We start from the raw sequence: 20,142 nt of genomic DNA, 5'->3' as shown, positions 1-20,142 counted from the left end.
CATGTGCTGCAACTGCAGCCAGGCGGCCGATCTGTTGGTTAATTCGCAGGCAGACGCGGGCCGGTTACAGCGCGCCGGCAAATTTTCGAAAGAATATTTTTCGCCTCTGCTGTAACCAGAATCCCTTGAGAAACGAATACACAGGAGAGCGCGCCATTGCGCAGTCCGCCCGCCGGGCGATACAGGGGATGTGAATGAAAACGATGGAACTGGTCAACATGCTGGCCGCCGGGACGGGAGACTCTTCCGGCCCCGGGCAGCGCAGCCTGGCGCGCAATGCGGCCGCCCGGATGGCGGTGGCGCTGGCCGTCGGGCTGATGGGGGCGGCCTTGCTGCTGGCCTTGCTCTACGGTGTGCGCAGCGATCTGCGCACATTGCTGCAGCAGCCGCTGTTCTGGATGAAGGTGTCGTTCCCGCTGGCGGCGCTGTCGGCGGGGCAATTGGCGGCGACCCGTCTGGCCAGGCCGGGCATGCGCATCGGCCTGGGTCCGGCGGCGGCGCTGCTGCTGCCGCCTTGCGTGCTGTGGCTGGCCGGCGGCGTCTGGCTGGCGCTGGCGCCGCCCTCGCAGCGCCTGGAGCTGCTGCTGGGCAGCAGCTGGGAAGTCTGTTCCGCCAATGTGGCCTTGCTGTCGCTGCCTACCCTGGCGACCATGCTGTGGTTCCTGCGCGGGCTGGCCCCCACGCAATTGCGCGCAGCTGGGGCGGCCGCCGGGCTGGTGGCGGGCGCGCAGGGCGTGCTAGTCTATTCACTTTATTGCGTGGAGATGGCGCCGCCGTTCTGGGGCGTCTGGTATGTACTGGGAGTGGCGCTGCCGACGGCGGCTGGCGCCTGGTGCGGCCCGTGGCTGCTTCGTTGGTGATCTGGCGGCGTTCCCATGACTGAGAGTCCTTACCTGTTGGCCACTGGCGGCCCGCCCTTGCCGGACGACCTGGCGGGTCTGCCCGGCAAGCCCGCGCACCCTACCGAAGAGCGCTTGCGCACCTTGCTGCTGGCCGGTCTCGATGGCGACGCAGTGGCCTACCGGAACTTCCTTTCCGAACTGAGCGGTCGCCTGCGCGCGTTTCTGCGCAAGCGCCTGGTTCATCTGCAAGATGACGTCGAGGATGTGGTGCAGGAAACCCTGCTGGCCATCCACAACGCCCGTCATACCTATCGTCCCGACCAGCCGCTGACAGCCTGGGTGCACGCCATTGCTCGCTACAAGCTGATGGATTTCCTGCGCGCCCGTTCACGCCGTGACGCCTTCCTCGATCCGCTGGAAGAGGAGCACGACCTGCTGGCCATCTGCGACGATGAACCCGCGCAGGCGCGGCGCGACGTCGGCGCGCTGCTGGAGGAGCTGCCCGACAAGCAACGCCTGCCGATCGTGCATGTCAAGCTGGAGGGCCTGTCGGTGGCCGAAACGGCGCAACTGACGGGGATGTCGGAGTCGGCCGTCAAGGTGGGCATCCATCGTGGCCTCAAGGCCCTGGCCCTGAAGATCCGGGAGAAACTGCAAGCATGAAGACTGACGACCTCATTTCCATGATGGCCAGCGGCGTGACGCCGGTGGACCGTCGCCTGCCGGTCAAGCAGATGGCCCAAGCGCTGCTCTTGGGCGGCCTGGGCGCGCTGCTGCTGATGCTGAAGATCTATGGGCTGCGCCCCGACCTGGGACTGATGCTGGGCGTGCCGCTGTTCTGGATCAAGCTGGCCTTTCCCACGACGCTGGCAGTGGGTGCGCTGCTGGTGCTGCGCCGCCTGATGCGTCCGGGCTTGCGTGTTGGCGTGCGCTGGGCGGGCATCGCCTTGCCGGGCCTGGCGGTCTGGGCTGGCGGCGCGCTGGTGCTGCTCAGTGCGCCGCTCGCCCAGCGTCTGCCGCTGCTGATGGGTATCAGCTGGCGCAGTTGCCCCTTCAATATCGCATTGCTGTCCATTCCGCTGTTCATCGGCATCTTTTGGGCCGTGCGCGGCATGGCTCCGACCCGGTTACGCCTGACCGGCGCCATCGCCGGACTGCTGGCGGGCGCCACGGCGACCATGGTGTATTGCCTGCATTGTCCGGAGATGGGCGTTCCGTTCTGGGGCGTCTGGTACTTCCTGGGCATCCTCATTCCGGCCGCGGCGGGCTTGCTGCTGGGGCCGCGCCTGTTGCGCTGGTAATCCGGCGCATCGCCCCATCGGCCCGCAAGGCCGGCTCCACAGCGATTGCCCAGGCCAAGAAAAAGCCCGCACTAGGCGGGCTTGATCGGCAGGCGAGGGATGCCTCAGAAGGTTTCCCAATCGCCTTCATCTTCCCCGGCAGGCAAGCGCGATGGCGATTTGCCCGTCGGCTTGGCGGCAGGGGCCTCGGCCTTGGCCGGCTGGGCGGCAGCGGTTTTGGGAGCAGCTTTGGGAGCGGCGGCCTTGGATGCTGCCAGCGCCGGACGAGCCGGCTGGGGAGCGGCCGGCTTGCGCAGTGCGGGCGTCGCCGGTGGCGTGGTCGGTTGGACGGGGCGGGTTGCAGGCTTGGCCGCCTGGGGCGCCGTCGGGGCGATGCTGGCCTGGCTGCCATCGACGTGGAAGCGGCCGACCAGTCCCGCCAGCGTGGCCGCCTGGTCTTGCAGCGATTGCGCCGCAGCGGCAGCCTGCTCCACCAGCGCCGCGTTTTGCTGCGTACCTTCATCCATCTGCGTAATGGCGCGCCCGACTTCGGCGATGCCGGCGCTCTGTTCCTGGCTGGCCGAGCTGATCTCGCCGACGATGTCGGTGACCCGACGCACGCTGGCCACCACTTCGGTCATGGTGGCGCCAGCTTGTTCGACCAGCTTGCTGCCGGTGTCGACCTTGGCCACCGAGTCATCGATGAGGGTCTTGATTTCCTTGGCCGCCGAGGCCGAACGCTGGGCCAGCGAGCGCACTTCCGAGGCCACCACCGCAAAGCCGCGGCCCTGTTCGCCAGCGCGGGCGGCTTCCACCGCCGCGTTCAGCGCCAGGATATTGGTCTGGAAGGCGATGCCATCGATGACGCCAATGATGTCGGCGATCTTGCGCGAGCTGTCGGTGATGCCTTCCATGGTCTGCACCACCTGGCTGACCACGCTGCCGCCCTGGATCGCCACTTCCGACGCGGATTCGGCCAACTGGTTGGCCTGGCGCGCATTGTCGGCGTTCTGCTTCACGGTGGCCGTCAGTTCTTCCATGGCCGAGGCGGTTTCCTCGATGGAGCCGGCCTGCTGTTCGGTACGGCCCGACAGGTCCAGGTTGCCGCTGGCGATTTCCTGCGAGGCCGAGGCGATGGTGCCGGCGGAGGCCTTGATGTTGGTGATGGTCGAGAGCAGCGAATCACGCATGCTGCGCACCGCGTAGAGCAGGCTGCTGCTGTCGCCCGGGGCGGTCTCGATATTGGGAGTGAGGTCACCCTGGGCGATGCGGTTGGCGACCTCGGCCGCCTGGGCCGGATCGCCACCGATGGTGCGCAGGATGCCGTGGTTGATGACGATCACCAGCGCCACCAGCGCCGCCGACACGGCGGCAAAGAGCAGCGCCATCTGCCACAGGGTGCGCAGGAAGGCGGCGTTGATGTCATCCATGTAGGCGCCGGTGGTGAGGTTCCAGTCCCAGGGCTTGTAGGCGATCACGAAGGAGGTCTTGGGGACCGGTTCGGCGGCGCCCACCTTGGGCCACAGGTAATGGACGAAGCCGCCTTCGGGCTTGCTGCCGGCCTTGGTGATCTCGACGAAGAGATTGTTGCCGGCGGGGTCCTTGAAGTTGCTCAGGTCTTTGCCATCCAGCTCGGTCTTGATCGGGTGCATCACGATGATCTGGCCCGAGGTGGAAATGGAGAAGTAGCCGTCAGTACCATAGCGCAGGCTCTTGATGGCCTGCTTGGCCAGTTTCTGCGCGTCTTCCTTGGAGAGTGCACCGCTGTCGGCCAGGGCGCCATAGCCCTTGACCAGCGAGAGGGCGGTCTGGCCGATATTGGTGAGGTCGGCCTTGCGTTCCTCCAGCCGGATATTGCGGACCATCACTGCGCTGAAGATCGAGATTGCCAGCAGTGCGATGAGGCTGAGGACGAGCGGCAGCCAAAGTTTCTTGTTGAAGGACAGCTGGCCCATGATGAGGTCTCCCTAGATTGTCAGTTGCCCGCTGGCGTCCTTGCGCCGGTGCAATGGCAGAGGCGTTCTCTGCATTGCCTTGTGCGGGGCGGGTTGAAGCGATAACAGCTCGAACAGCGCCCGAATGCAACTCCGGGCGACATTAGCACTTTACCCCCGCCCCCTGTCGGCGAAGACGGGAACAGGGGGCGGAAGCCCGGTTACTTGCGGGCTTAGGATGCTTGCGCTCTATTGCCGGACCCGGTACCACAGCTGGCCTATCCACTCGCGCAGGGCGTAGCTGGCCAGTTGCAGGCTGGCCGCATTGGGCAGGTAGTCGGTCACACGTGTGCGCGCCTGACCGGCAAAGACGGTGGGAGCGGCTTGCACCTGCAGGCCGGTGGTGGCGAAGACCTGCATGGCGCGCGGCATGTGCAGGCTGTCCGTGACCAGCAGGATGCGGGAGATCCCCGCTTCCTTGAGCATGGCCGCAGAGAGGGTAGCGTTGTCATAGGTGGTGTTGGAGCGTCCCTCCTGCCAGCGCACCGGCACGGCGAAATCGCGTTCCAGAGTGCGCGCCATCACGGCCGCTTCGCTCTCAGGCGATCCGTCCGGATTGCCGCCCGTCACCAGAATCGGCAGGCCGCTCTGGCGGTGCAGGTAGGCGCCGTATTGCAGGCGCTTCATGCCGATGGCGTTGGCGTCGTCGAGGCCGCCATATTCCGGGGCGCGGTCGATGCGGCCCGAACCGAGGATGACAATGGCCTGAGCCTGGCCCGGACTGCGCAGCACGGGATAGCTGTTTTCCAGCGGAGCGATCAGCAGCAGCGAACCGACCCGCGTGCTCAGCACCAGCAGCGTGGCCACCCCCAGCACGATGAGCAGCAGACCGAAGCGCCGCCAGCGCGGTGCATGACGTCGCAGGAGCAGCCCTGCCAGGGCCAGCAGCAGCGGGGAAACAGGGGGCAGCAGCAGGGTGCTGGCCAGGGCGGAGACGAGGACCGACAGGGGCATGGGCAGGCAGACAGGAAAGTCGACAATCCCGGCATTGTCGGCCATTGGTCCAGTTTCATCTACTGCCGCCACGTCATCGCGTGGTCGGGAGGATTTGCCTCCTGTCACGGAATCCCCCAAAATGCCGGATCGCAAAGGGAAGGGCGCAGGCCCGGGGAAAACCGTGATACGTCTTGTCTTGTTGTTGCTGGGCGCGGACTTCATCCGTCGCAATTGGCATGTGCTGGCCCTGGCCGGCCTGAGCTGGGGCGCCATCGGCGTGTCCCTGGCCATCGACGCGCTGGACGGCGTGCTCAACTTCCCCCTCACCCTGTTTGGCTACCTGCTGCTGCTGGAAAGCCTGGTCACGCTGTGGGTGGCCAACAGCGGCATCGGGGCGCAGAAGACGCTGCGCTACGTCAAGGGCGCCCTGTTCCTGCTCATTGCGGTGCTGGTCATCACCCAGCACCAGGCCAGCAATATGGCCCTGGCCATGCTCTTCGGCATTGCCTTCGCCATCGGCGGCGCCTTGCAGATCACCTCGGCGCTGGTGGTGCGCTTTCCGCGCTGGCGCACGGCGCTGGTGGGCGGCGGCGTGCAGATCCTGCTGGCCATCTTCTTCTTCCAGCCTTATCCCACCCATTACAAGGGCACGGTGCCGTTCTGCCTGGCGCTGGGCCTGATCTTCGGCGGCTGGAACATGATCTGGCTGGCCTTGCGCACCCGCATGCTGCCGGCCGATGTCTCGGTGGACATGCTGGCCGCCCGCAATAGCGGCGATGATCGCCCCTTCGACGCCGGCGTGCATCGCGACGATGCCACCCTGGAGGAAATGCGGCAGCCGCCGGCCACGCCTGCGGCCGCCGTCAGCGCGGCGCAGCCGTTGACGGTGCACGTATGGACGCCGGCGGGCAGCGCACGGGGACCGGCGCGCCGGCAGCCGGTGATCGACCGCTATATCGCCGCAGTCGATACCAATGGCGTCATCTCCACCGGCCACGCTGCCCTGGAAATACCGCCGGACCTCTACATCAGCCTGTATCCGGCCGAGGAGATCGACCGCTCGCCCGACCAGTTCGCCCGGCTCTTGCGCGCCACCGCCGACAACGACGTCAAGGGCCGCTATCTGAGCGACTATCCCAGCGAGGCCGCCTCCTGGTGTGAATCGACCGAGAAGATCGTCTTTCGCGACTATTGCCGCGCGCGTCTGGACCGTTTCTGGCAGCGTTACCGCCAGACCGAGATCTACAACCTGACCAACCGCAATTGCTCCAGCACCGTGGCCAATGCCCTGGAGTCTGCGCTGGAAGGCGTGATCGGCGGGCGCAACCGGCATTGGACCAATGCCTTGCGGATGATCTTTACGCCCGAGATCTGGGTGGCCAGCCACATCCGCAAGCGCGCCGTCACCATGGCCTGGACACCGGGCATGGTGCTCGACTATGCCCGCGCCCTGCGCGCCGTGGTGCATCCCCGTCCCTTGTCCTGGGCCGCCTCGCTGCACCTGGCGTTGCGCCAGAGCCGCCGCCTGCGCAAGGGATGGCGCGCACGCCGCCGTTACGCCCAACAGCATCCACCGACCGGAGACCTATGATTCCCCTCATCGCCCCCCAGGAACACTGGATCGACGCCGACGACGGCACCCGCCTGTTCTGCCGTGACTGGCTCTTGCCCGGCGCGACGGCGGCAGTACAGATGGTGCATGGGCTGGGCGAGCATGGCGGGCGCTATTTTTCGCTGGCCCGGCTGTTCAACGAGGCTGGCTTGTCGGTGCGCATCTGTGACCAGCGCGGTCATGGCAATTCCGGCGGCGTCCAGGGCAGCCTGATCCGGCCGGATGACCTGTTGCGCGACCTCAAGCTGAGCTTCGACGATTTCAGTCGGCGTACCGAATGCGTGCCCGTGCTGTTCGGGCACAGCATGGGCGGACTGGTGGCGGCGCGCTTTGCTACCGGCGGCTACAGCCCGGTGCGGGCGCTGGCCTTGTCCTCGCCCGCGCTGGCGTTGGACATGAAGGGCTGGCAAAAGCTGTTGCTGGCGGTATCCACGGCCATCGCGCCAGGATTGGCGCTGCCGACGGCCTTGCCGGCCAGCCGCATTTCCCATGATCCGCATGAAGTGCGCGCCTACCGCAAGGATCCGCTGAACCATGGCAAGATCGCCCCGCGCATGTTGCATTTCATGCTCGATGCCATGCGGCAGGTGGAGCGCGAGGCCGGCCAGTTCACCCGGCCAGTGCTGCTGCAGGTGGCCGGCGATGACGCCTTCGTCGCGCCGCGCGGCAGCCGTGCCTTTTTCGACGCCTTGCCGTCCGGGCGCAAGACGCTGCATTGGTACGAGCACGCCTATCACGAAATCTTCAATGAAGAAGCCAGCCTGCGGGCGCAGGCCATGCAGGATCTGCGCAATTGGCTGGCGCAATTGTCGGCGCAGCCCTGAAGAAGTGGCCGGGCGAGTTCGGAAATTAACCTGGAATTACGCTTGTAAAGTCGTCCAAAGGAGGATTTTGGGGGCGGGGGACAACACTTTCCAACTCAAGGTTGCCCGCTGGGGGTGTTGATGAACTGGCAACGACTGTCGAATCCAACGAAGCCAGGGGCGCAGGCACAGCCTTGCAGGGCCAGTAGCAGGCCGGTGGTGGCGAGGATGGAGGCAAGACGCTTCATGCGGTGACTTTCGGTCCAGTTTGCAAACGCTCAAGTGTAATGAGCCGTCAGCGCTTTGCAAGCCAGGGGGCCGGGGTCATCTTTTCATGTTTCCCGAAGACAAGGATATGGCGGGTGCGCATATCTGATATCACTCGTGGTGATGTTAGAGGGAATGTCTCGTGACCAAACGCAAAAAAGAGGTAGAAGTACCAAAACAAAAAGCGGTGATTGTCGCCATTGCAATGCGACAATCACCGCTTTTCGGGTTCTGCCCAGGTCACCTTGCCGCCGCTTGAACGCGAAGGCAGGATGCCAGGCCAGGGAAGCTGCTTACTTGACCGAAATCAGGTAGCGCGCGACCATGGCGCCGATGAGCAGGGTGTACGGCAGGATGTCGGCGACGATGTTCATGGTGAGCTCCGTGAGAAAAATTGATCTGTTGCATTGCAATATATTCGTATCGCCGCCACGTCGCCAATTTTGAATGACAATACCAGTTATCGAATTTATGAATAACTGTGTTCCTGCTACCTCTCCTGTCGCAATGCGATGATTTAATTCCTTTTAAATCAAGGGTTTGGGTGCATTCCTCGGAGGCCGCCCGTCGATGCTGATCCCAGCAAAACAATGCCCCTGTGGCACGGTGTGTCATCCGTGCGACAGGGGCAGGGGGTGTCACCCGGCGCAAGCCGGCGCGGAAGGATCGGATCAGGGCGTACCTGTTCTCATCTTCACGCCGCCCAGGTCGGTGCCGACCTGCAATTGATAGGACGCGCCCGGGCGCACCTGCAGGGTCAGCTTGTCCTCTGAGCTGGACGAGGAGTTGGTGAGGGTATGGACGCGCTTGGCGCCCAGGTCGTAGCTGCCGGGCTTGAGCCAGATCGTCAGGTGTTCCCCACCGATGATCTGGGCCAGCGTCACGTCATTGATGGTCAATTCCAGCATGTCGTTGTTGAGCAGGCCGCCCGGGCGCTGGAACTGCACCCGCGAAAGGCCCTCGGCCTGCTCGGTCATGCTCTTGATGTAGACCCGTGGGGGCGGGATATCACCGCTGGCGGTGCGTTGTACCGGAGTGGCGCAGGCAGCCAGGGCGAGGGCGACGGTGATGCTGGCGGCAAGAGCTTTGATCATGTTCCTCATCCTTGTGTTGTTGAAATCATGGGGTATCAGGGGGTATGGGTTGATGCAGGCAGGGCGGCGCCAGGGTCCAGTTGCAGCAGGTGATGCTCGATCTCGAATACGTGGCGGTCTTGCGCGCCCAGCTCACGTAGCGCCTGCGCCAGCTTGAGCAGGTATTCGCTGTTGCGTCCGCTGGGGCCGGCGGCGTGGGCAATCTGCCGGGCGATCTCCAGTTCGCTCGCCGGACCGGCAAAGGCCTCGTTCTCTTCCGAGGCAATGTAGATCAGTCCTTCAGCGCTCTGGCCCGACCCGAAGAGGATGGGCGTGACCAGGCGCAGGTAGCCGTTCTTTTCGCGGTGATCGAGGTGGGCAAAGACTTCCGGCGTGATCAGATAGGCCATGCCCTCGCATACCGCATCCTCCTGCGCCACCAGGGTGACGACCCGCCCCGGCGCTTCGGCCGTGCCGCGGTGATCGTGCGAGCCCTGCCAGAAGCGCCGCGCCCAGCCCTTGATATGCGCTGGCCGGCGTTCCAGGTAAGGAAAGTCCGCCTTGAAGATGATGGAGCCATAGCCGAACAGCCAGACGCTGGCATGGTCGTCGAAGTGGCGCATCTGGCGGTTGAGATCGATGGTATTGACGGACATGGGACGTAAATCGGAATGACGGCCTTGGCCATCGCAAGCCTGTCATTATAGAGGCGAAATCTTTCCTGACAGACTTCTCGCACTCCCGTCTTTTGCGCATAAAATGGCGCCTGCCGACAGGCGGTGGGGCGACGGCAGGGGCCGTTTGCCAGTCTAGTGGCCGCCATCCGATTTTTCAGGGGAATATCATGCGTTTCGTCATCATGCTGCTGACGCTGGTCGTCGGCGTGGTACTGGCCGGTTGCGAAAAGACCGATTTCGAGAAGAAGGCCGAATCCGATGCCAACGCGCGGCGGGTCTTCAACCTCAAGCAAGAGTCTTCCAAGGATTGAGGCGCGCGATCATGCACGCACGCCCGCCATGGGCAAGGATGAAAAAACAGCAGACCCGGTGATGCGGCCTGCTGTTTTTGTTTGTGCAGCGAGTTGCCTACGTATTGCTTACGTATTGCCTAGGTATTGCCTACCCAGCGCGTCAGTGATGCGCGCTGGCCGCAACCGGCATGCGCAGCGCCTCCGCGCATTCCCGGACCAGGGCCGGTCCCTGGTAGATGAGGCCGGTATAGAGCTGCACCAGCGATGCGCCGGCATCGATCTTGGCCCGCGCATCAGCGCCGCTGAAGATGCCGCCCACGCCGATGATGGGCAAGGCGTCGCCCACTTCGGCCTTCAGGCCACGGATCACCTGGTTGGACAGCTCCAGCACCGGCTTGCCCGACAGCCCGCCGGCTTCTTCCCCATGCGGCATGCCCTTGACCGCATCGCGCGTGATGGTGGTGTTGGTGGCGATGACGCCATCGATCTGATGGCGCAGCAGCGCATCGGCGACGTTCTTGACCTGTTCCATGTCCATGTCCGGCGCGATCTTCAGCGCCACCGGCACATAACGGCCATGGCGGTCGGCCAGGCGGTGCTGGGCCGACTTCAACTGCGACAGCAGGGCGTCCAGCTCGGATGCGCCCTGCAGCTGACGCAGGTTCTTGGTGTTGGGCGAGGAAATATTGACCGTCACATAGCTGGCATAGGGATAGACCTTCTCCAGGCAATGCAGGTAATCCTCGGCAGCGCGCTCGATGGGCGTATCGGCATTCTTGCCGATGTTCAGGCCCAGCACGCCCTGGCGTTCCTGATAGAAGCGCGACGACTGCACATTGGCCACGAAGGCATCGACCCCGCCATTGTTGAAGCCCATGCGGTTGATCACCGCGCTGGCGGCCGGCAGGCGGAACATGCGCGGCAGCGGATTACCCGGCTGGGCGCGCGGCGTCACAGTGCCGACTTCGATGAAGCCGAAGCCCAGCGCCGCCAGGCCGTCGATGTAGGCGCCATCCTTGTCCAGGCCTGCCGCCATGCCCACCGGATTGGGGAAGGTGATGCCCATCACTGTACGCGGATCGGCCGCTGGCCGCCGGCCCAGGAAGTCGGTCAGGCTGTAGCGGGCCGCGCAACGCAGCGCCGGCAGCACCAGGTGGTGGGCCGTTTCAGGTTCGAGGGAGAACAGCAGGGGACGCGCAAGCGCGTAAAGGAATTTGTCGGACACGATGGTAAAGGCGGATGGCGATAAAAAGTGCCGCTATTCTACGCGAGCCATCGCCTGTTTCCGTCAATTTGGCCCGCCCAGGCGCATTTGCCGCCCCATCTGCAGGCGATGCGCCACAGTGGCGAACTAGAACGCATCTCACGCCTATTGATGAAATGGGTTCTAGCCTTCCAGCGGCGACCATTCGCCGTCATAGAGTGCTTCCAGCGGCTGAAAGTTGGTCTTGTAGGCCATCTTCTGGCTTTCCTTGATCCAGTAGCCCAGGTAGACATAGGGCATGTCCAGCTGGCGCGCCTGCTCGATCTGCCACAGGATGTTGTAGGTGCCGAAGGACGCCGTCGGCAGGTCCGGATCGAAGAAGGTATAGACCGAGGACAGGCCGTCATTGAGCACATCGATGATGCTGACCATGCGCAGCGTACCGTCGGCCTCGCGGAACTCGACCAGGCGGGTGTTGACCTTGCTCTGCAGGAGGAACTGCGCGTACTGGTCGCGGCTGTCCTGGTCCATGCCGCCGCCGGCGTGGCGGGCGCACTGGTAGCGCAGGTAGAGTTCGTAATGTTCGTGGGCGTAGGTGAGGTTGGTGACCAGGGTCTGCAGGCCGCGATTGCGTTCCCAGGCGCGGCGCTGGCTGCGGTTGCGCTGGAAGTCCGCCACCCGGATGCGCACCGGCGTGCAGGCGTGGCAGCCATCGCAGTAGGGCCGATAGGTGAAGATGCCGCTGCGGCGGAAACCTGTCTTGACCAGTTCCGAATAGACATCGGCATTGATGAGGTGCGAAGGCGTGGCCACCTGCGAACGGGCCTGCTGGTCATCCAGATAACTGCACGGATAGGGCGCGGTTGCATAGAACTGCAACGTGGAGAACGGCAAGTCTTTGAGATGCGTCATGTGCCTCCTGTCCTGTCTTGCGGGAAGCCGGCGGCGCGCTTGAGGGGCCGACCGGTCCGTGGGTCAGCTTCCAATTTACACCATTTTGTCAGCTCCGGTGAACCGGGATAGCGCAGACAGCTGCGCTGGATCATGGCTCAGGGACGCCCCATGGGCGGGATACCCGCCGCCAGCAGGTCCAGCGGCGCCCAGCCGCGGATCTGCGGCCACTGGATGGCGGCGCGCAGGTGGCGCAGGAACTCGCTGCGGGCAATGGGACGTGCGCCCAGCGACGCGAGGTGGGAGGTCTCCTGCTGACAGTCGATCATTTCCACGCCATGGCTGCGCAGGAAGAACACCAGATGCGCCAGCGCCACCTTGGAGGCATCGCTGACCCGGGCAAACATCGACTCGCCGTAGAACATGCGCCCGATCGAGACCCCATAGGCCCCGCCCACCAGTTCGCCATTGAGCCAGACCTCGGCGGAGTGCGCATAGCCGGCCAGGTGCAAGCCGAGGTAGCCCTGCATGATGTCGGGCGAGATCCAGGTGCCGTGCTCATGCCGGCGCGGGCCGGCGCAACCCTGCATGACTTGTTCGAAGGCGGTATCGAAGCTGACCTGCCAGAGGCCGTCGCCTTGACGGCTACGCTCGATGCGGCGCAGGGTTTTCTTGAGGCTGTCGGAGACCACGAACTGGTCGGTGCGCAGGACCATGCGCGGATCGGTGCTCCACCAGAGGATGGGCTGGCCTTCGGAGAACCAGGGGAAGATGCCATGGCGATAGGCCTCCAGCAGTCGCGCCGGCGACAGGTCGGCCCCAGCCGCCAGCAGCCCCGGCGGATCTTTCAATGCGCGCGAGACATCGGGGAAGGGCGTGTCCAGGTCCAGCCAGGCGATCATCCTCGATCCTGCATTCAGATCATGCGACGGCGGATATCTTCGGTGTGCAGCGTGAAGCTGCCTTCACCGCTGCGCAGCTTCTTGAGGTCCGCGAAGAAAGCGCGCAGGGTGAACTCCACCGTCGGGAAGGCGATGTCCTGCCAGGGGATCTGATCTTCAGTATAGAGATCGACTTCCAGGCTTTCGATGCCAGCGTGGTAATCCAGATCGAGCAGGGTCGCCCGATAGAACAGGTGGACCTGATGCACATGCGGCACATTGACCAGCGAGAAGAGCTCATGGAGCTGCACACGGGCGCCGGCTTCCTCCTCGGTTTCGCGGCGGGCGGCGTCTTCGGTGGTCTCGTCGTTTTCCATGAAACCCGCCGGCAGGGTCCAGTAACCCAGGCGTGGCTCGATGGCGCGCTTGCAGAGCAGGACCTTGGTCTGGCCGTTTTCTTCCCAGACCGGGATCGATCCGACCACCATCTTGGGATTCTGATAATGGATGGCCCCGCAGCTGCCGCAGACATAGCGCAGGCGCGTGTCATCGGGAGGAATCAGCTGTGATACCGTCTGACCGCACTCGGAACAGAATTTCATAGGGGCTCGGATCTGTCTGTCTATATAGGTATGTGATCGGCTAACCGGGCCGTTTGCAGCGTTTTTTCATGCACTCCCTATATAAGAGGGTAAACAGGCCGCTGGAACCGTCCGGGAGGGTAGAAGTGTATCACTGTAAAAAGATTGCAGAAAATGTTTGCATTCCGATTTTAGCTGTCCTATAATTGTGTTCTTCAGACGCGGGGTGGAGCAGTCTGGCAGCTCGTCGGGCTCATAACCCGAAGGTCGTAGGTTCAAATCCTGCCCCCGCAACCAAATATCGAGAAACCGTTACTAGCTTTGCTGGTAGCGGTTTTTTCTTTTCAGCGTGTGATCGTCCGGTGAGGCATCGCCGCTGGCGTGGACGCGGCGTCATGACAACCGACTCATTGCCTGAGTGGCTGAAATTGCCGACGCAAGTCATCTCCACGACGACCGATCACGTTAGCTCATAGTCGCCAACCATATCAGTGGCCATCACGTACCCTCCCGTGGTCTCGCGGTCAGTCACGCGATCGATGCCTCACAAGAACACCTGCCGCAACATCTGCTCGAACTGCTGATGGGAATTCGCTACCGTTTGCCGCCTTACGCAATGGAACATATTTCGCATCGCCATTGCACGCAAAAGATCAGGGTTCAGATGATCTGAAATCTGTTGTTCGAGTTGCTCCACCATCGCAGGCAGGATGGCCTGCCTGAAGCCCTGGTAATCATCACTGACCCACCCTTCCGGATGGTCGTAATACACGGACTCACGGACCCCGAATATCCTCATCACGCTGTCTTCTTGCGGCGCCAGGTATTCCTCATAGCCGAGCGCGTCGGAGACGATGGGAACGCAGCCGCTAGCCATGGCGCGCAGAATGCTGAATGAATGCAGACCCGCAGACGGGAGTGCAAACATATGGTGGGAGAAGTAAAGCTGGCGTAGTTCATCATCACTGATACGGTGATTGATCCAGCGCACCCCATCGAGGTCTGCTTGCTGGAACCACTTGCCGAGGTCCTCGGGAACGCTTGAGAGAATGGTCAAGTGCAAGTTCGGATGCCGCCGTCGCAAGGTGCTGAATGCCCTTAACAGATGATGCCCTCCGCGAAGATAAAAGGAGCGGGGATCCTGGTGCAATGAGTTGGTGAACAGGATATGCAGGCTGCTCGGTGTATCGAATTTGCGTAAGGCTTCCGTCGGTGATTCGATGTTGATTCCAAGAGGAACGTAGTGAAGCTTTCGCCGGATGACGTCACTCTCGAATACGCGCTGCATCACCTCGATGCTGGATTTCACATGCGAGAAAATTGCCCGGCATTGCGCCGACAAAAAGGCATTTTCGATGTCCTTGAAGTATCCCTTGTCTTTCAGCTGCAGGTTACGCGTCTCTCCGGTATCAATGAACGGAAAGAAAATGCTGGGGAAGCTCTCGAAGTGAAAAATCCATGGCTTGCTGCCTGCATAGAGAGGGGCTGTGTGGAGGAAAAGCGCGTCATACGAATCCCCTTGCCCTTCAATGCATATCTGATCCAGCAGATGCAGGTGCTCTATATATTTTTTCTGGTCACCTTTATCGTCGATGCTGCCGCAATGCTGTGTCAACGCTGTACCCACAGCGGCGCCGATCGAGTTCTGCGGATTAAAAGTCCGGGTGATCTCGTAGGATCGTATCGCTTCGTTGTTCTCCAGGAAGGACTTGACCAGCGGATGGTGTCCATTCAGCGGGCGATAGAAGGGGAGCGATCAAGGAAGTCCGAGAGTAGGCAGAGTGCTGCTCATAGGGAAGATCGGAATGGATTAGGTGGATGCTTCGCTATCAACGGTAAACAACCCGACAGCGACGAGCCGAGTGATTGAATTTTTTTCGTTGTCCTTGATTGCTCGCTGGAACATTCCATCAAATAGATCCCCGTGCGCTCATGTCGTGAACCATGTCGCCTTGCTGGTCGTAAGGAATTGCTTGAGCTTGAGGAAGATATCAACGTAATTGAGTTCAGGGCTTTCCTTGAAGTGATTGAAACGACTTAAAGGGAAAGAGTCCGGGTGCTCGATGAGATCGATGCACTCATCCACGAAAGTCCTGCGTGGATTGGCAAAATAGACGTACTCGTCGAGGTCGGTCTGCTCTGACACCTGTTCGAATATATGTGTGTGTCGATTGACCAATACGTAATAAGCGCGCCACTTCGACAAGAGGGTAGTTTCCGGGCCCAGCTTGGGACCCAGCACAAGCTTGGAGCGTGCATAGTAGCTATCGCGGATGTACTCGGGTGTCTTGCTGGGAAGGGCGACTACCTTGTAGTTCCTTGTGCGAAGACGTTCGATCAACTCAGCCCGTGTGAGGGTGATGGAGCCGCTGAAAACAGCATCGATGTTCTTGTCTTTCAAGGGGAAATGCTGACGCAGGGGCTGCCCGGGCGGCGCTGCGAGCGGTAGATAGAAAATAGGCTTTCCGAATTCCTTGTAACCGGGAATCAAGGCCTCGGCGTACAGCACCAGACCGTCAATATAGGGAATCAGCTGATAGAAGTTGTAGCTTCTGATCTGCCAGTAGGACAGGTCCGAATAATGTCCCTCTGCCTGCGCCGGCGCCATGGCCGAATTGAATATCCCGTCCTTGAGCATTTCAGTGACCACAACGATCAATTTGCTCTTCGGAAATCTTAATTTGAGCTTGATCAGCTCGACGATCATCTCGCCTTCTTCAAAACATTCCAGAACTACGTTGACACCATCTTCCAGCCAAAGCGGATCGCCATCGATTCCGTGGCTGTATTTTACGTTTTCCCCGACGTAGTTGAGGCCGCAGCGGATATATTCGAAGTGTTCCTGAACATGAACTGCACCGCCATGATTTTTTGTGATTATGTTTATCATAGGTATTTTTTTGGCGTGAAGAAAGAATTAGTCAGAGGGCTTATTGCACCCGACAGAAACTAATTCCAAAACATCAGAGTTATTTTTTTGTCACTCTAATATAGAGCCTCTATCCCTGCGAAATTTATTTTTTGGATGGGGTAGTTTTTGTTGTAATCAGGTTGATTGGAATCCGCCAACGCGTGCCATTTACGCGCTTATGTTGCGCTCAGTCAATTCCATTTGATTTCATTGTGGCTGGCAGCAGAACGGAAAAGGAAGGAGTAGATCTCCTGAGTGCATGACTTATAGTTCGTCATTGTTTCCACGAGGCATTTTCCAATTAATCTTTTAATTAATTTTTTAATTAATTTTCTAATTAATTGTTTGGTTGATCTTCAAAAGGAAACTGACTCTTCAGCACAAACAATCGCCAATGCAAGCAATGCAGCATGTCGTGTTGCCACAAGCGCCGCAGGTCAATCCCTCGGCAACAATGCCGCCCAACATCACCCAAAAAAAAGCGGCTCACCGAAGTGAACCGCTCGAATATCCTCTCACAGCCCGGACACCGCCAAGCGGCGTCCAGTTCAAGCCGAAGTCACGCGCGACGACGACGACGCGCCGCCACCAGGCCAAACAGACCCAGTCCCATCAGGCCCAGGGTGGCCGGTTCGGGAACGTTGCTGGGGGCCAGGGCCAGCGAGGTGGTCATGGTGAAGTTGGAACCGGAGGTGTGACGCTCGGCCTGGAAGATGTCCAGGCGATAGGTGCCGCCATTGTTCATGCCTGCACCTGCAGCGAAGCTGTTCAGGTCCACGCTGGCAGTCTCTTCGCCGTGCACGCCGCCCAGGTCGATGGCCAGCTTGCCGTTGATGAAGACCCACACGTCGTCATCACCCTTGAAGGTGAAGTTGGAATTGGCGGCGCTGTTGTAGGTGAACTGGGTGTGCCACTCGGTGGTAAAACCGAAGTTGTGACCCATGGTCGTCTGGGCCAGCAACTGGTTGTCGATGGGGAAGAAAGAGTTGCTGCTGTACTGGTACAGGTTCGGACCAATCTGGTTCAGGTTGATCGACACGGAGCCGGTGCGGTTCACCGAAGCGTCGTCGTGGTACCACTGGTAGAACGAGGCGGCGCTGCTCACGGTCGGGTTGTAGTCGGCGGAGTTGTAGACCGGCTTGCCGTCTGCACCTAGGGTGCTCTTGACGATGCCGCGATCATCGCTCACGTGGGACTCGAAATCGGGATGGCCGGCTACGCCGTTGTGGGTGGTGCCGTACGAGTTGAAGTCGCGTACGGTGCCGGTCAGGGTGATGGTGTTGGCGTGGGCGGTGGACAGGCTCATCAGGCCTGCCAGCAGGGCTCCGCCGAGAAGGGATTTGGCGCGCATCGGATTCTCCGTGTTGGTCTGAAAACAGGCTGGTCAGCAAAATCCGTTCCAGTTTTTCAGGGGGCAGGAAAATCCTTTTTAATCAGTTGCTTAGCGCTTTCCTTGTGCGCGCTGTCAGTCATGGGTGTAAAGAATCCTGACATATTCTGACGGGGCTGGCGGGCGCGTCTTTTCCTTCAGGCGCTGACGACGTAGCGGTCCTTGCCGGCGCGCTTGGCCTGGTACAGGGCCTGGTCGGCGGCGCTGAGCACTTTGGAGACGGAGCTGTGGTCGGTGGCCCGGGCGATGCCGATGCTCACCGTCAGCGGGCGCGCATGGATGTGGATCTGGCGCACCTCCTGCAGCAGTTTGGCGGCGACTTGCTCCGCATGGGCCAGGCCGCCGCCGCTCAGGGCAATGCCGAATTCCTCCCCGCCCATGCGTCCCAGCGCACCCTCGCTGAGGGCGCTCTGCATGGCGCGCGCGGTGAGGATCAGGGCCTCGTCGCCGCTAGCGTGGCCGAAGTCGTCGTTGATCTTCTTGAAGTTGTCGATGTCGATCATCAGGAAGCAGGCGTCACTCGGTTGTCCTGCCTGCAGGATGATGGGTAGTTGCTGCATGAAGCGGCGCCGGTTGTCGATGCCGGTGAGCGGATCCTTGAAGGCGATGAATTCCAGTTCCTTGCGCAGGCGCAGGCTTTCGACGTGCTGCCGCTTGACGGTCAGGTTCACGAAGTTGCCCAGGCCCAGCACGGTCAGGGTGAGCAGCAGCATCCATCGTTCGTCGCCGACGACCTCGGCATCGATGAAGCTGCCCCGGCCCAGGATCAGATACATGCCGCAGACGGCCACCATGTAGTAACGCGTACGCGCAAACATGGGGGCGCTGACCAGGGCGAAGGTGATGCCCAGGGCGCAGGTGAAGAAGGCCCGGTTGGGACTGGGCTGCGCGAGCATGGCGAAGCCTTCGGCAAGCAGCCAGATCATCATGAACGAGGCGGGCACCAGCCAGCCTGGCCGGCTTACCAGGTATAGCAGGAATAGACCGCCTGCGGTCAGCGCCGCACCCTCCCACCATGGGTAGACGTAGCTTGGGGCGGCCAGCGCCCACCCTGTCAGAAAGAGGATGAAGCCCGTTGCTTGCAGGCCGATCGACAAAGGGCGGATCAGGCCGTGGAATTCATCAATTCGCTGCTGGGTCAGTGGCATGTCAATCACATTCAATATCCGGCGGGGCATCCCTCATGCCCACGGAGGCTGTCCGCCCGTCACGGAGCGCTCCACTCGGGTTGTCGTCACTATAACAGCGTGGTCGTGCTCAACAGAAGTAAGTTTCATCTGTTGTCGCTATTAGTGCATCAAACTTAGCATCAAACTTCACCGCACCTTCGCTTGCCGGGAGGAAATCTGCGACTATCTTCGTGTTAGCATCGCCAGCAGTTCAATTTCATTCACCACCAAAGAGAGATGCCCATGTCGGAACAAGACCAGCAACAGCAGCAAGCGCAGGAGCAGTCACCGCAAGATCCCTGGATCGAACGCGCCGAGGAGCTGAAGTCGCAGATGGAGGTGCTCCTGGTGGCGCAGCTGGAGGAGTACGAGCTGATGACGTCCAAGCTGGAACAGTGGAAGCAGAACCCCGGCAATTCCTGGCTGACCGAGGAGGATTACCGTCCCTGGCAGGAAGCGCTCAAGAAGCTCGAAGCGGCCCAGCGCGAATTTGATTCCCACATCAGCAGCCGGGTCAAGAAGTAATCCTGGCCTCTGCCTTGCGGGCGGCTGGGCGTCGTCAGGCCTGGGCGCTGGCGTCGTGGCCGCCCCTCATGCGGAGGTGGGCGGCTTGCGGCGTGCGGCGCCGGATCCGCTGCGCCGCCGTCGCGGTCGCGCCCAGCGTTGGGCGCATTCCACCACCGCCTGCATGTATTGCGGAGCGGTCTCGGGCTTGAGCAGGTAGGCACTGGCGCCGGCCTCGAGCAAGTCGGGCATCTCTGGTGGATAGTCACTGTCGGGAAAGACCACCACGGGGATCGAACGGGTATCCCGTCCAGCCTTCATGGCGAGGATGAAATCGACACCGTTGTTTTCCATCATGCCGGGATCGAGCAGGATCAGGTCCGGCAGGCGTGCGTCGTCCAGGCGGTGCCGATGCAGCAGGCCGTCGATGGCGGCGTCGGCCTCGTCGTACCATTGCAGCACGCAATGGAAATTGCTCCGCCACAGCGCAAAGCGCGCCAATTCTACTGCTTCGCCGTTCGATTCAATCATCAGGATGATCGGCGGTCTCATGTTGTGATTCCTCTAGCGTGTTGCCCTGAGCCTGATTCCTGTGCGATCGGAGTGGTCTTGTGCCGCCGTGGCGGTTCTCTCTACACGAAGTCTCAGCGCTAGTCTGACAAAGTTACGGGGGCGCTCCTATCATGATTTTCCTGATGAGAATGAAGGCCGCTGCGCACGAGCGGGCAGGGCGGTGTAACCTAGGCGAGGTTGCAGGAGGCAGGTCTCCGTCTGGCACGGTTCCCATCTTGTGAGAGCGCAGGAGTGGGGGTATTGCCGGCATGCCGTGTAGTG

The 20,142-nt window shown here is 61.5% G+C and carries 21 protein-coding genes and 1 tRNA gene; 8 read left to right on the top strand and 14 right to left on the bottom strand.

What is annotated here, in order from left to right; all coding sequences use genetic code 11:
* Window positions 1-194 precede the first annotated feature (194 nt).
* From ACP92_RS16170 to ACP92_RS16160, 3 genes are read left to right on the top strand one after another with little or no spacing between them, the layout of a single operon-like run.
* The gene (locus ACP92_RS16170) at window positions 195-860 is read left to right on the top strand and encodes a DUF1109 domain-containing protein (RefSeq protein WP_041311005.1); all 666 of its coding nucleotides are present in this window, start codon (window positions 195-197) and stop codon (window positions 858-860) included.
* A gap of 15 nt (window positions 861-875) precedes the next feature.
* Window positions 876-1,505: a sigma-70 family RNA polymerase sigma factor gene (locus ACP92_RS16165; protein ID WP_013235181.1), complete on the top strand. Its 630-nt coding sequence runs from the start codon at window positions 876-878 to the stop codon at window positions 1,503-1,505.
* The gene (locus ACP92_RS16160; RefSeq protein WP_013235180.1) at window positions 1,502-2,143 is read left to right on the top strand and encodes an NrsF family protein; all 642 of its coding nucleotides are present in this window, start codon (window positions 1,502-1,504) and stop codon (window positions 2,141-2,143) included. Before ACP92_RS16165 ends, ACP92_RS16160 begins: the two co-directional genes overlap by 4 nt.
* Before the next feature lie 104 nt (window positions 2,144-2,247).
* Here ACP92_RS16160 and ACP92_RS16155 read toward each other — a convergent pair whose 3' ends face one another.
* Window positions 2,248-4,077: a methyl-accepting chemotaxis protein gene (locus ACP92_RS16155; protein WP_013235179.1), complete on the bottom strand. Its 1,830-nt coding sequence runs from the start codon at window positions 4,075-4,077 to the stop codon at window positions 2,248-2,250.
* Between the two features lie 228 nt (window positions 4,078-4,305).
* Window positions 4,306-5,115 (bottom strand): YdcF family protein, encoded by an 810-nt coding sequence (locus ACP92_RS16150; RefSeq protein ID WP_013235178.1) that lies wholly within the window; start codon window positions 5,113-5,115, stop codon window positions 4,306-4,308.
* A 76-nt stretch (window positions 5,116-5,191) separates the two neighbouring features.
* Between ACP92_RS16150 and ACP92_RS16145 the strand changes: the two genes are divergently transcribed.
* The gene (locus tag ACP92_RS16145; protein WP_013235177.1) at window positions 5,192-6,643 is read left to right on the top strand and encodes an HdeD family acid-resistance protein; all 1,452 of its coding nucleotides are present in this window, start codon (window positions 5,192-5,194) and stop codon (window positions 6,641-6,643) included.
* The gene (locus ACP92_RS16140; RefSeq protein ID WP_013235176.1) at window positions 6,640-7,488 is read left to right on the top strand and encodes an alpha/beta hydrolase; all 849 of its coding nucleotides are present in this window, start codon (window positions 6,640-6,642) and stop codon (window positions 7,486-7,488) included. The genes ACP92_RS16145 and ACP92_RS16140 overlap by 4 nt, the downstream gene beginning before the upstream one ends.
* A 95-nt stretch (window positions 7,489-7,583) precedes the next feature.
* Here ACP92_RS16140 and ACP92_RS25235 read toward each other — a convergent pair whose 3' ends face one another.
* From ACP92_RS25235 to ACP92_RS16130, 3 genes are all read right to left on the bottom strand, one after another.
* Window positions 7,584-7,715: a hypothetical protein gene (locus tag ACP92_RS25235; protein ID WP_013235175.1), complete on the bottom strand. Its 132-nt coding sequence runs from the start codon at window positions 7,713-7,715 to the stop codon at window positions 7,584-7,586.
* A 690-nt stretch (window positions 7,716-8,405) separates the two neighbouring features.
* Window positions 8,406-8,828: an NAD-GH domain containing protein gene (locus ACP92_RS16135; protein WP_232284856.1), complete on the bottom strand. Its 423-nt coding sequence runs from the start codon at window positions 8,826-8,828 to the stop codon at window positions 8,406-8,408.
* 35 nt (window positions 8,829-8,863) lie between these two features.
* Window positions 8,864-9,463, bottom strand: a complete 600-nt coding sequence (locus ACP92_RS16130) for a gamma-glutamylcyclotransferase (protein ID WP_013235171.1) — start codon at window positions 9,461-9,463, stop codon at window positions 8,864-8,866.
* Window positions 9,464-9,651: 188 nt separating this feature from the next.
* On the opposite strand from ACP92_RS16130, the gene ACP92_RS24640 reads away from it, so the two are divergent.
* The gene (locus tag ACP92_RS24640; RefSeq protein WP_156181798.1) at window positions 9,652-9,795 is read left to right on the top strand and encodes a hypothetical protein; all 144 of its coding nucleotides are present in this window, start codon (window positions 9,652-9,654) and stop codon (window positions 9,793-9,795) included.
* 142 nt (window positions 9,796-9,937) lie between these two features.
* Here ACP92_RS24640 and ACP92_RS16125 read toward each other — a convergent pair whose 3' ends face one another.
* The 4 genes from ACP92_RS16125 to ACP92_RS16110 all read right to left on the bottom strand — a co-directional run bounded on the left by ACP92_RS16125 (window position 9,938) and on the right by ACP92_RS16110 (window position 13,355).
* Window positions 9,938-11,002, bottom strand: coding sequence for a quinone-dependent dihydroorotate dehydrogenase (locus ACP92_RS16125; protein WP_013235169.1), 1,065 nt, complete (start codon window positions 11,000-11,002; stop codon window positions 9,938-9,940).
* Between the two features lie 162 nt (window positions 11,003-11,164).
* Complete coding sequence (locus ACP92_RS16120; protein ID WP_013235168.1) at window positions 11,165-11,893, bottom strand: arginyltransferase; 729 nt, start codon at window positions 11,891-11,893, stop codon at window positions 11,165-11,167.
* Window positions 11,894-12,030: 137 nt separating this feature from the next.
* Complete coding sequence (gene aat / locus ACP92_RS16115) at window positions 12,031-12,774, bottom strand: leucyl/phenylalanyl-tRNA--protein transferase (RefSeq protein ID WP_013235167.1); 744 nt, start codon at window positions 12,772-12,774, stop codon at window positions 12,031-12,033.
* Between the two features lie 14 nt (window positions 12,775-12,788).
* Window positions 12,789-13,355, bottom strand: coding sequence for an NUDIX hydrolase (locus ACP92_RS16110; protein WP_013235166.1), 567 nt, complete (start codon window positions 13,353-13,355; stop codon window positions 12,789-12,791).
* Window positions 13,356-13,554: 199 nt separating this feature from the next.
* Here ACP92_RS16110 and ACP92_RS16105 point away from each other — a divergent pair.
* Window positions 13,555-13,631, top strand: a tRNA-Met gene (locus tag ACP92_RS16105).
* A 247-nt stretch (window positions 13,632-13,878) separates the two neighbouring features.
* On the opposite strand, the gene ACP92_RS16100 is transcribed toward ACP92_RS16105, so the two are convergent.
* The 4 genes from ACP92_RS16100 to ACP92_RS24075 all read right to left on the bottom strand — a co-directional run bounded on the left by ACP92_RS16100 (window position 13,879) and on the right by ACP92_RS24075 (window position 18,783).
* Window positions 13,879-14,961, bottom strand: coding sequence for a glycosyltransferase (locus ACP92_RS16100; RefSeq protein ID WP_013235165.1), 1,083 nt, complete (start codon window positions 14,959-14,961; stop codon window positions 13,879-13,881).
* 303 nt (window positions 14,962-15,264) lie between these two features.
* Window positions 15,265-16,224 (bottom strand): hypothetical protein, encoded by a 960-nt coding sequence (locus tag ACP92_RS16095; protein WP_013235164.1) that lies wholly within the window; start codon window positions 16,222-16,224, stop codon window positions 15,265-15,267.
* 580 nt (window positions 16,225-16,804) lie between these two features.
* Window positions 16,805-17,596, bottom strand: a complete 792-nt coding sequence (locus ACP92_RS16090; RefSeq protein ID WP_013235163.1) for a fibro-slime domain-containing protein — start codon at window positions 17,594-17,596, stop codon at window positions 16,805-16,807.
* A gap of 176 nt (window positions 17,597-17,772) precedes the next feature.
* On the bottom strand, window positions 17,773-18,783 hold the full coding sequence (locus tag ACP92_RS24075; RefSeq protein WP_049788075.1) for a GGDEF domain-containing protein: 1,011 nt from the start codon (window positions 18,781-18,783) through the stop codon (window positions 17,773-17,775).
* Between the two features lie 264 nt (window positions 18,784-19,047).
* Between ACP92_RS24075 and ACP92_RS16080 the strand changes: the two genes are divergently transcribed.
* A complete protein-coding gene (locus tag ACP92_RS16080; RefSeq protein ID WP_156181797.1) occupies window positions 19,048-19,329 on the top strand; it encodes a hypothetical protein in 282 nt (93 codons plus the stop codon).
* 66 nt (window positions 19,330-19,395) lie between these two features.
* Here ACP92_RS16080 and ACP92_RS16075 read toward each other — a convergent pair whose 3' ends face one another.
* Window positions 19,396-19,860: a response regulator gene (locus ACP92_RS16075; protein WP_013235160.1), complete on the bottom strand. Its 465-nt coding sequence runs from the start codon at window positions 19,858-19,860 to the stop codon at window positions 19,396-19,398.
* Between the last annotated feature and the right edge of the window lie 282 nt (window positions 19,861-20,142).

The sequence above is a fragment of the Herbaspirillum seropedicae genome (genome assembly GCF_001040945.1).
GTDB classification, from domain to species: Bacteria; Pseudomonadota; Gammaproteobacteria; order Burkholderiales; family Burkholderiaceae_D; genus Herbaspirillum; species Herbaspirillum seropedicae.
Note: the sequence above shows the minus strand (reverse complement) of the source record. Positions and strands in the feature narration are given on the sequence as shown.

Excerpts from the sequence above, each read along its gene's own strand:
- ACP92_RS16090 (WP_013235163.1), bottom strand. The coding sequence starts at position 17,596 with ATGCGCGCCAAATCCCTTCTCGGCGGAGCCCTGCTGGCAGGCCTGATG.
- ACP92_RS16145 (WP_013235177.1), top strand. The coding sequence starts at position 5,192 with ATGCCGGATCGCAAAGGGAAGGGCGCAGGCCCGGGGAAAACCGTGATA.
- ACP92_RS16155 (WP_013235179.1), bottom strand. The coding sequence starts at position 4,077 with ATGGGCCAGCTGTCCTTCAACAAGAAACTTTGGCTGCCGCTCGTCCTC.
- ACP92_RS16135 (WP_232284856.1), bottom strand. The coding sequence starts at position 8,828 with ATGATCAAAGCTCTTGCCGCCAGCATCACCGTCGCCCTCGCCCTGGCT.
- ACP92_RS16160 (WP_013235180.1), top strand. The coding sequence starts at position 1,502 with ATGAAGACTGACGACCTCATTTCCATGATGGCCAGCGGCGTGACGCCG.
- aat (WP_013235167.1), bottom strand. The coding sequence starts at position 12,774 with ATGATCGCCTGGCTGGACCTGGACACGCCCTTCCCCGATGTCTCGCGC.
- ACP92_RS16075 (WP_013235160.1), bottom strand. The coding sequence starts at position 19,860 with ATGAGACCGCCGATCATCCTGATGATTGAATCGAACGGCGAAGCAGTA.
- ACP92_RS16140 (WP_013235176.1), top strand. The coding sequence starts at position 6,640 with ATGATTCCCCTCATCGCCCCCCAGGAACACTGGATCGACGCCGACGAC.
- ACP92_RS16110 (WP_013235166.1), bottom strand. The coding sequence starts at position 13,355 with ATGAAATTCTGTTCCGAGTGCGGTCAGACGGTATCACAGCTGATTCCT.
- ACP92_RS16095 (WP_013235164.1), bottom strand. The coding sequence starts at position 16,224 with ATGATAAACATAATCACAAAAAATCATGGCGGTGCAGTTCATGTTCAG.
- ACP92_RS16150 (WP_013235178.1), bottom strand. The coding sequence starts at position 5,115 with ATGGCCGACAATGCCGGGATTGTCGACTTTCCTGTCTGCCTGCCCATG.
- ACP92_RS16165 (WP_013235181.1), top strand. The coding sequence starts at position 876 with ATGACTGAGAGTCCTTACCTGTTGGCCACTGGCGGCCCGCCCTTGCCG.
- ACP92_RS16120 (WP_013235168.1), bottom strand. The coding sequence starts at position 11,893 with ATGACGCATCTCAAAGACTTGCCGTTCTCCACGTTGCAGTTCTATGCA.
- ACP92_RS16130 (WP_013235171.1), bottom strand. The coding sequence starts at position 9,463 with ATGTCCGTCAATACCATCGATCTCAACCGCCAGATGCGCCACTTCGAC.
- ACP92_RS16170 (WP_041311005.1), top strand. The coding sequence starts at position 195 with ATGAAAACGATGGAACTGGTCAACATGCTGGCCGCCGGGACGGGAGAC.
- ACP92_RS25235 (WP_013235175.1), bottom strand. The coding sequence starts at position 7,715 with ATGAAGCGTCTTGCCTCCATCCTCGCCACCACCGGCCTGCTACTGGCC.
- ACP92_RS24075 (WP_049788075.1), bottom strand. The coding sequence starts at position 18,783 with ATGCCACTGACCCAGCAGCGAATTGATGAATTCCACGGCCTGATCCGC.
- ACP92_RS16080 (WP_156181797.1), top strand. The coding sequence starts at position 19,048 with ATGTCGGAACAAGACCAGCAACAGCAGCAAGCGCAGGAGCAGTCACCG.
- ACP92_RS24640 (WP_156181798.1), top strand. The coding sequence starts at position 9,652 with ATGCGTTTCGTCATCATGCTGCTGACGCTGGTCGTCGGCGTGGTACTG.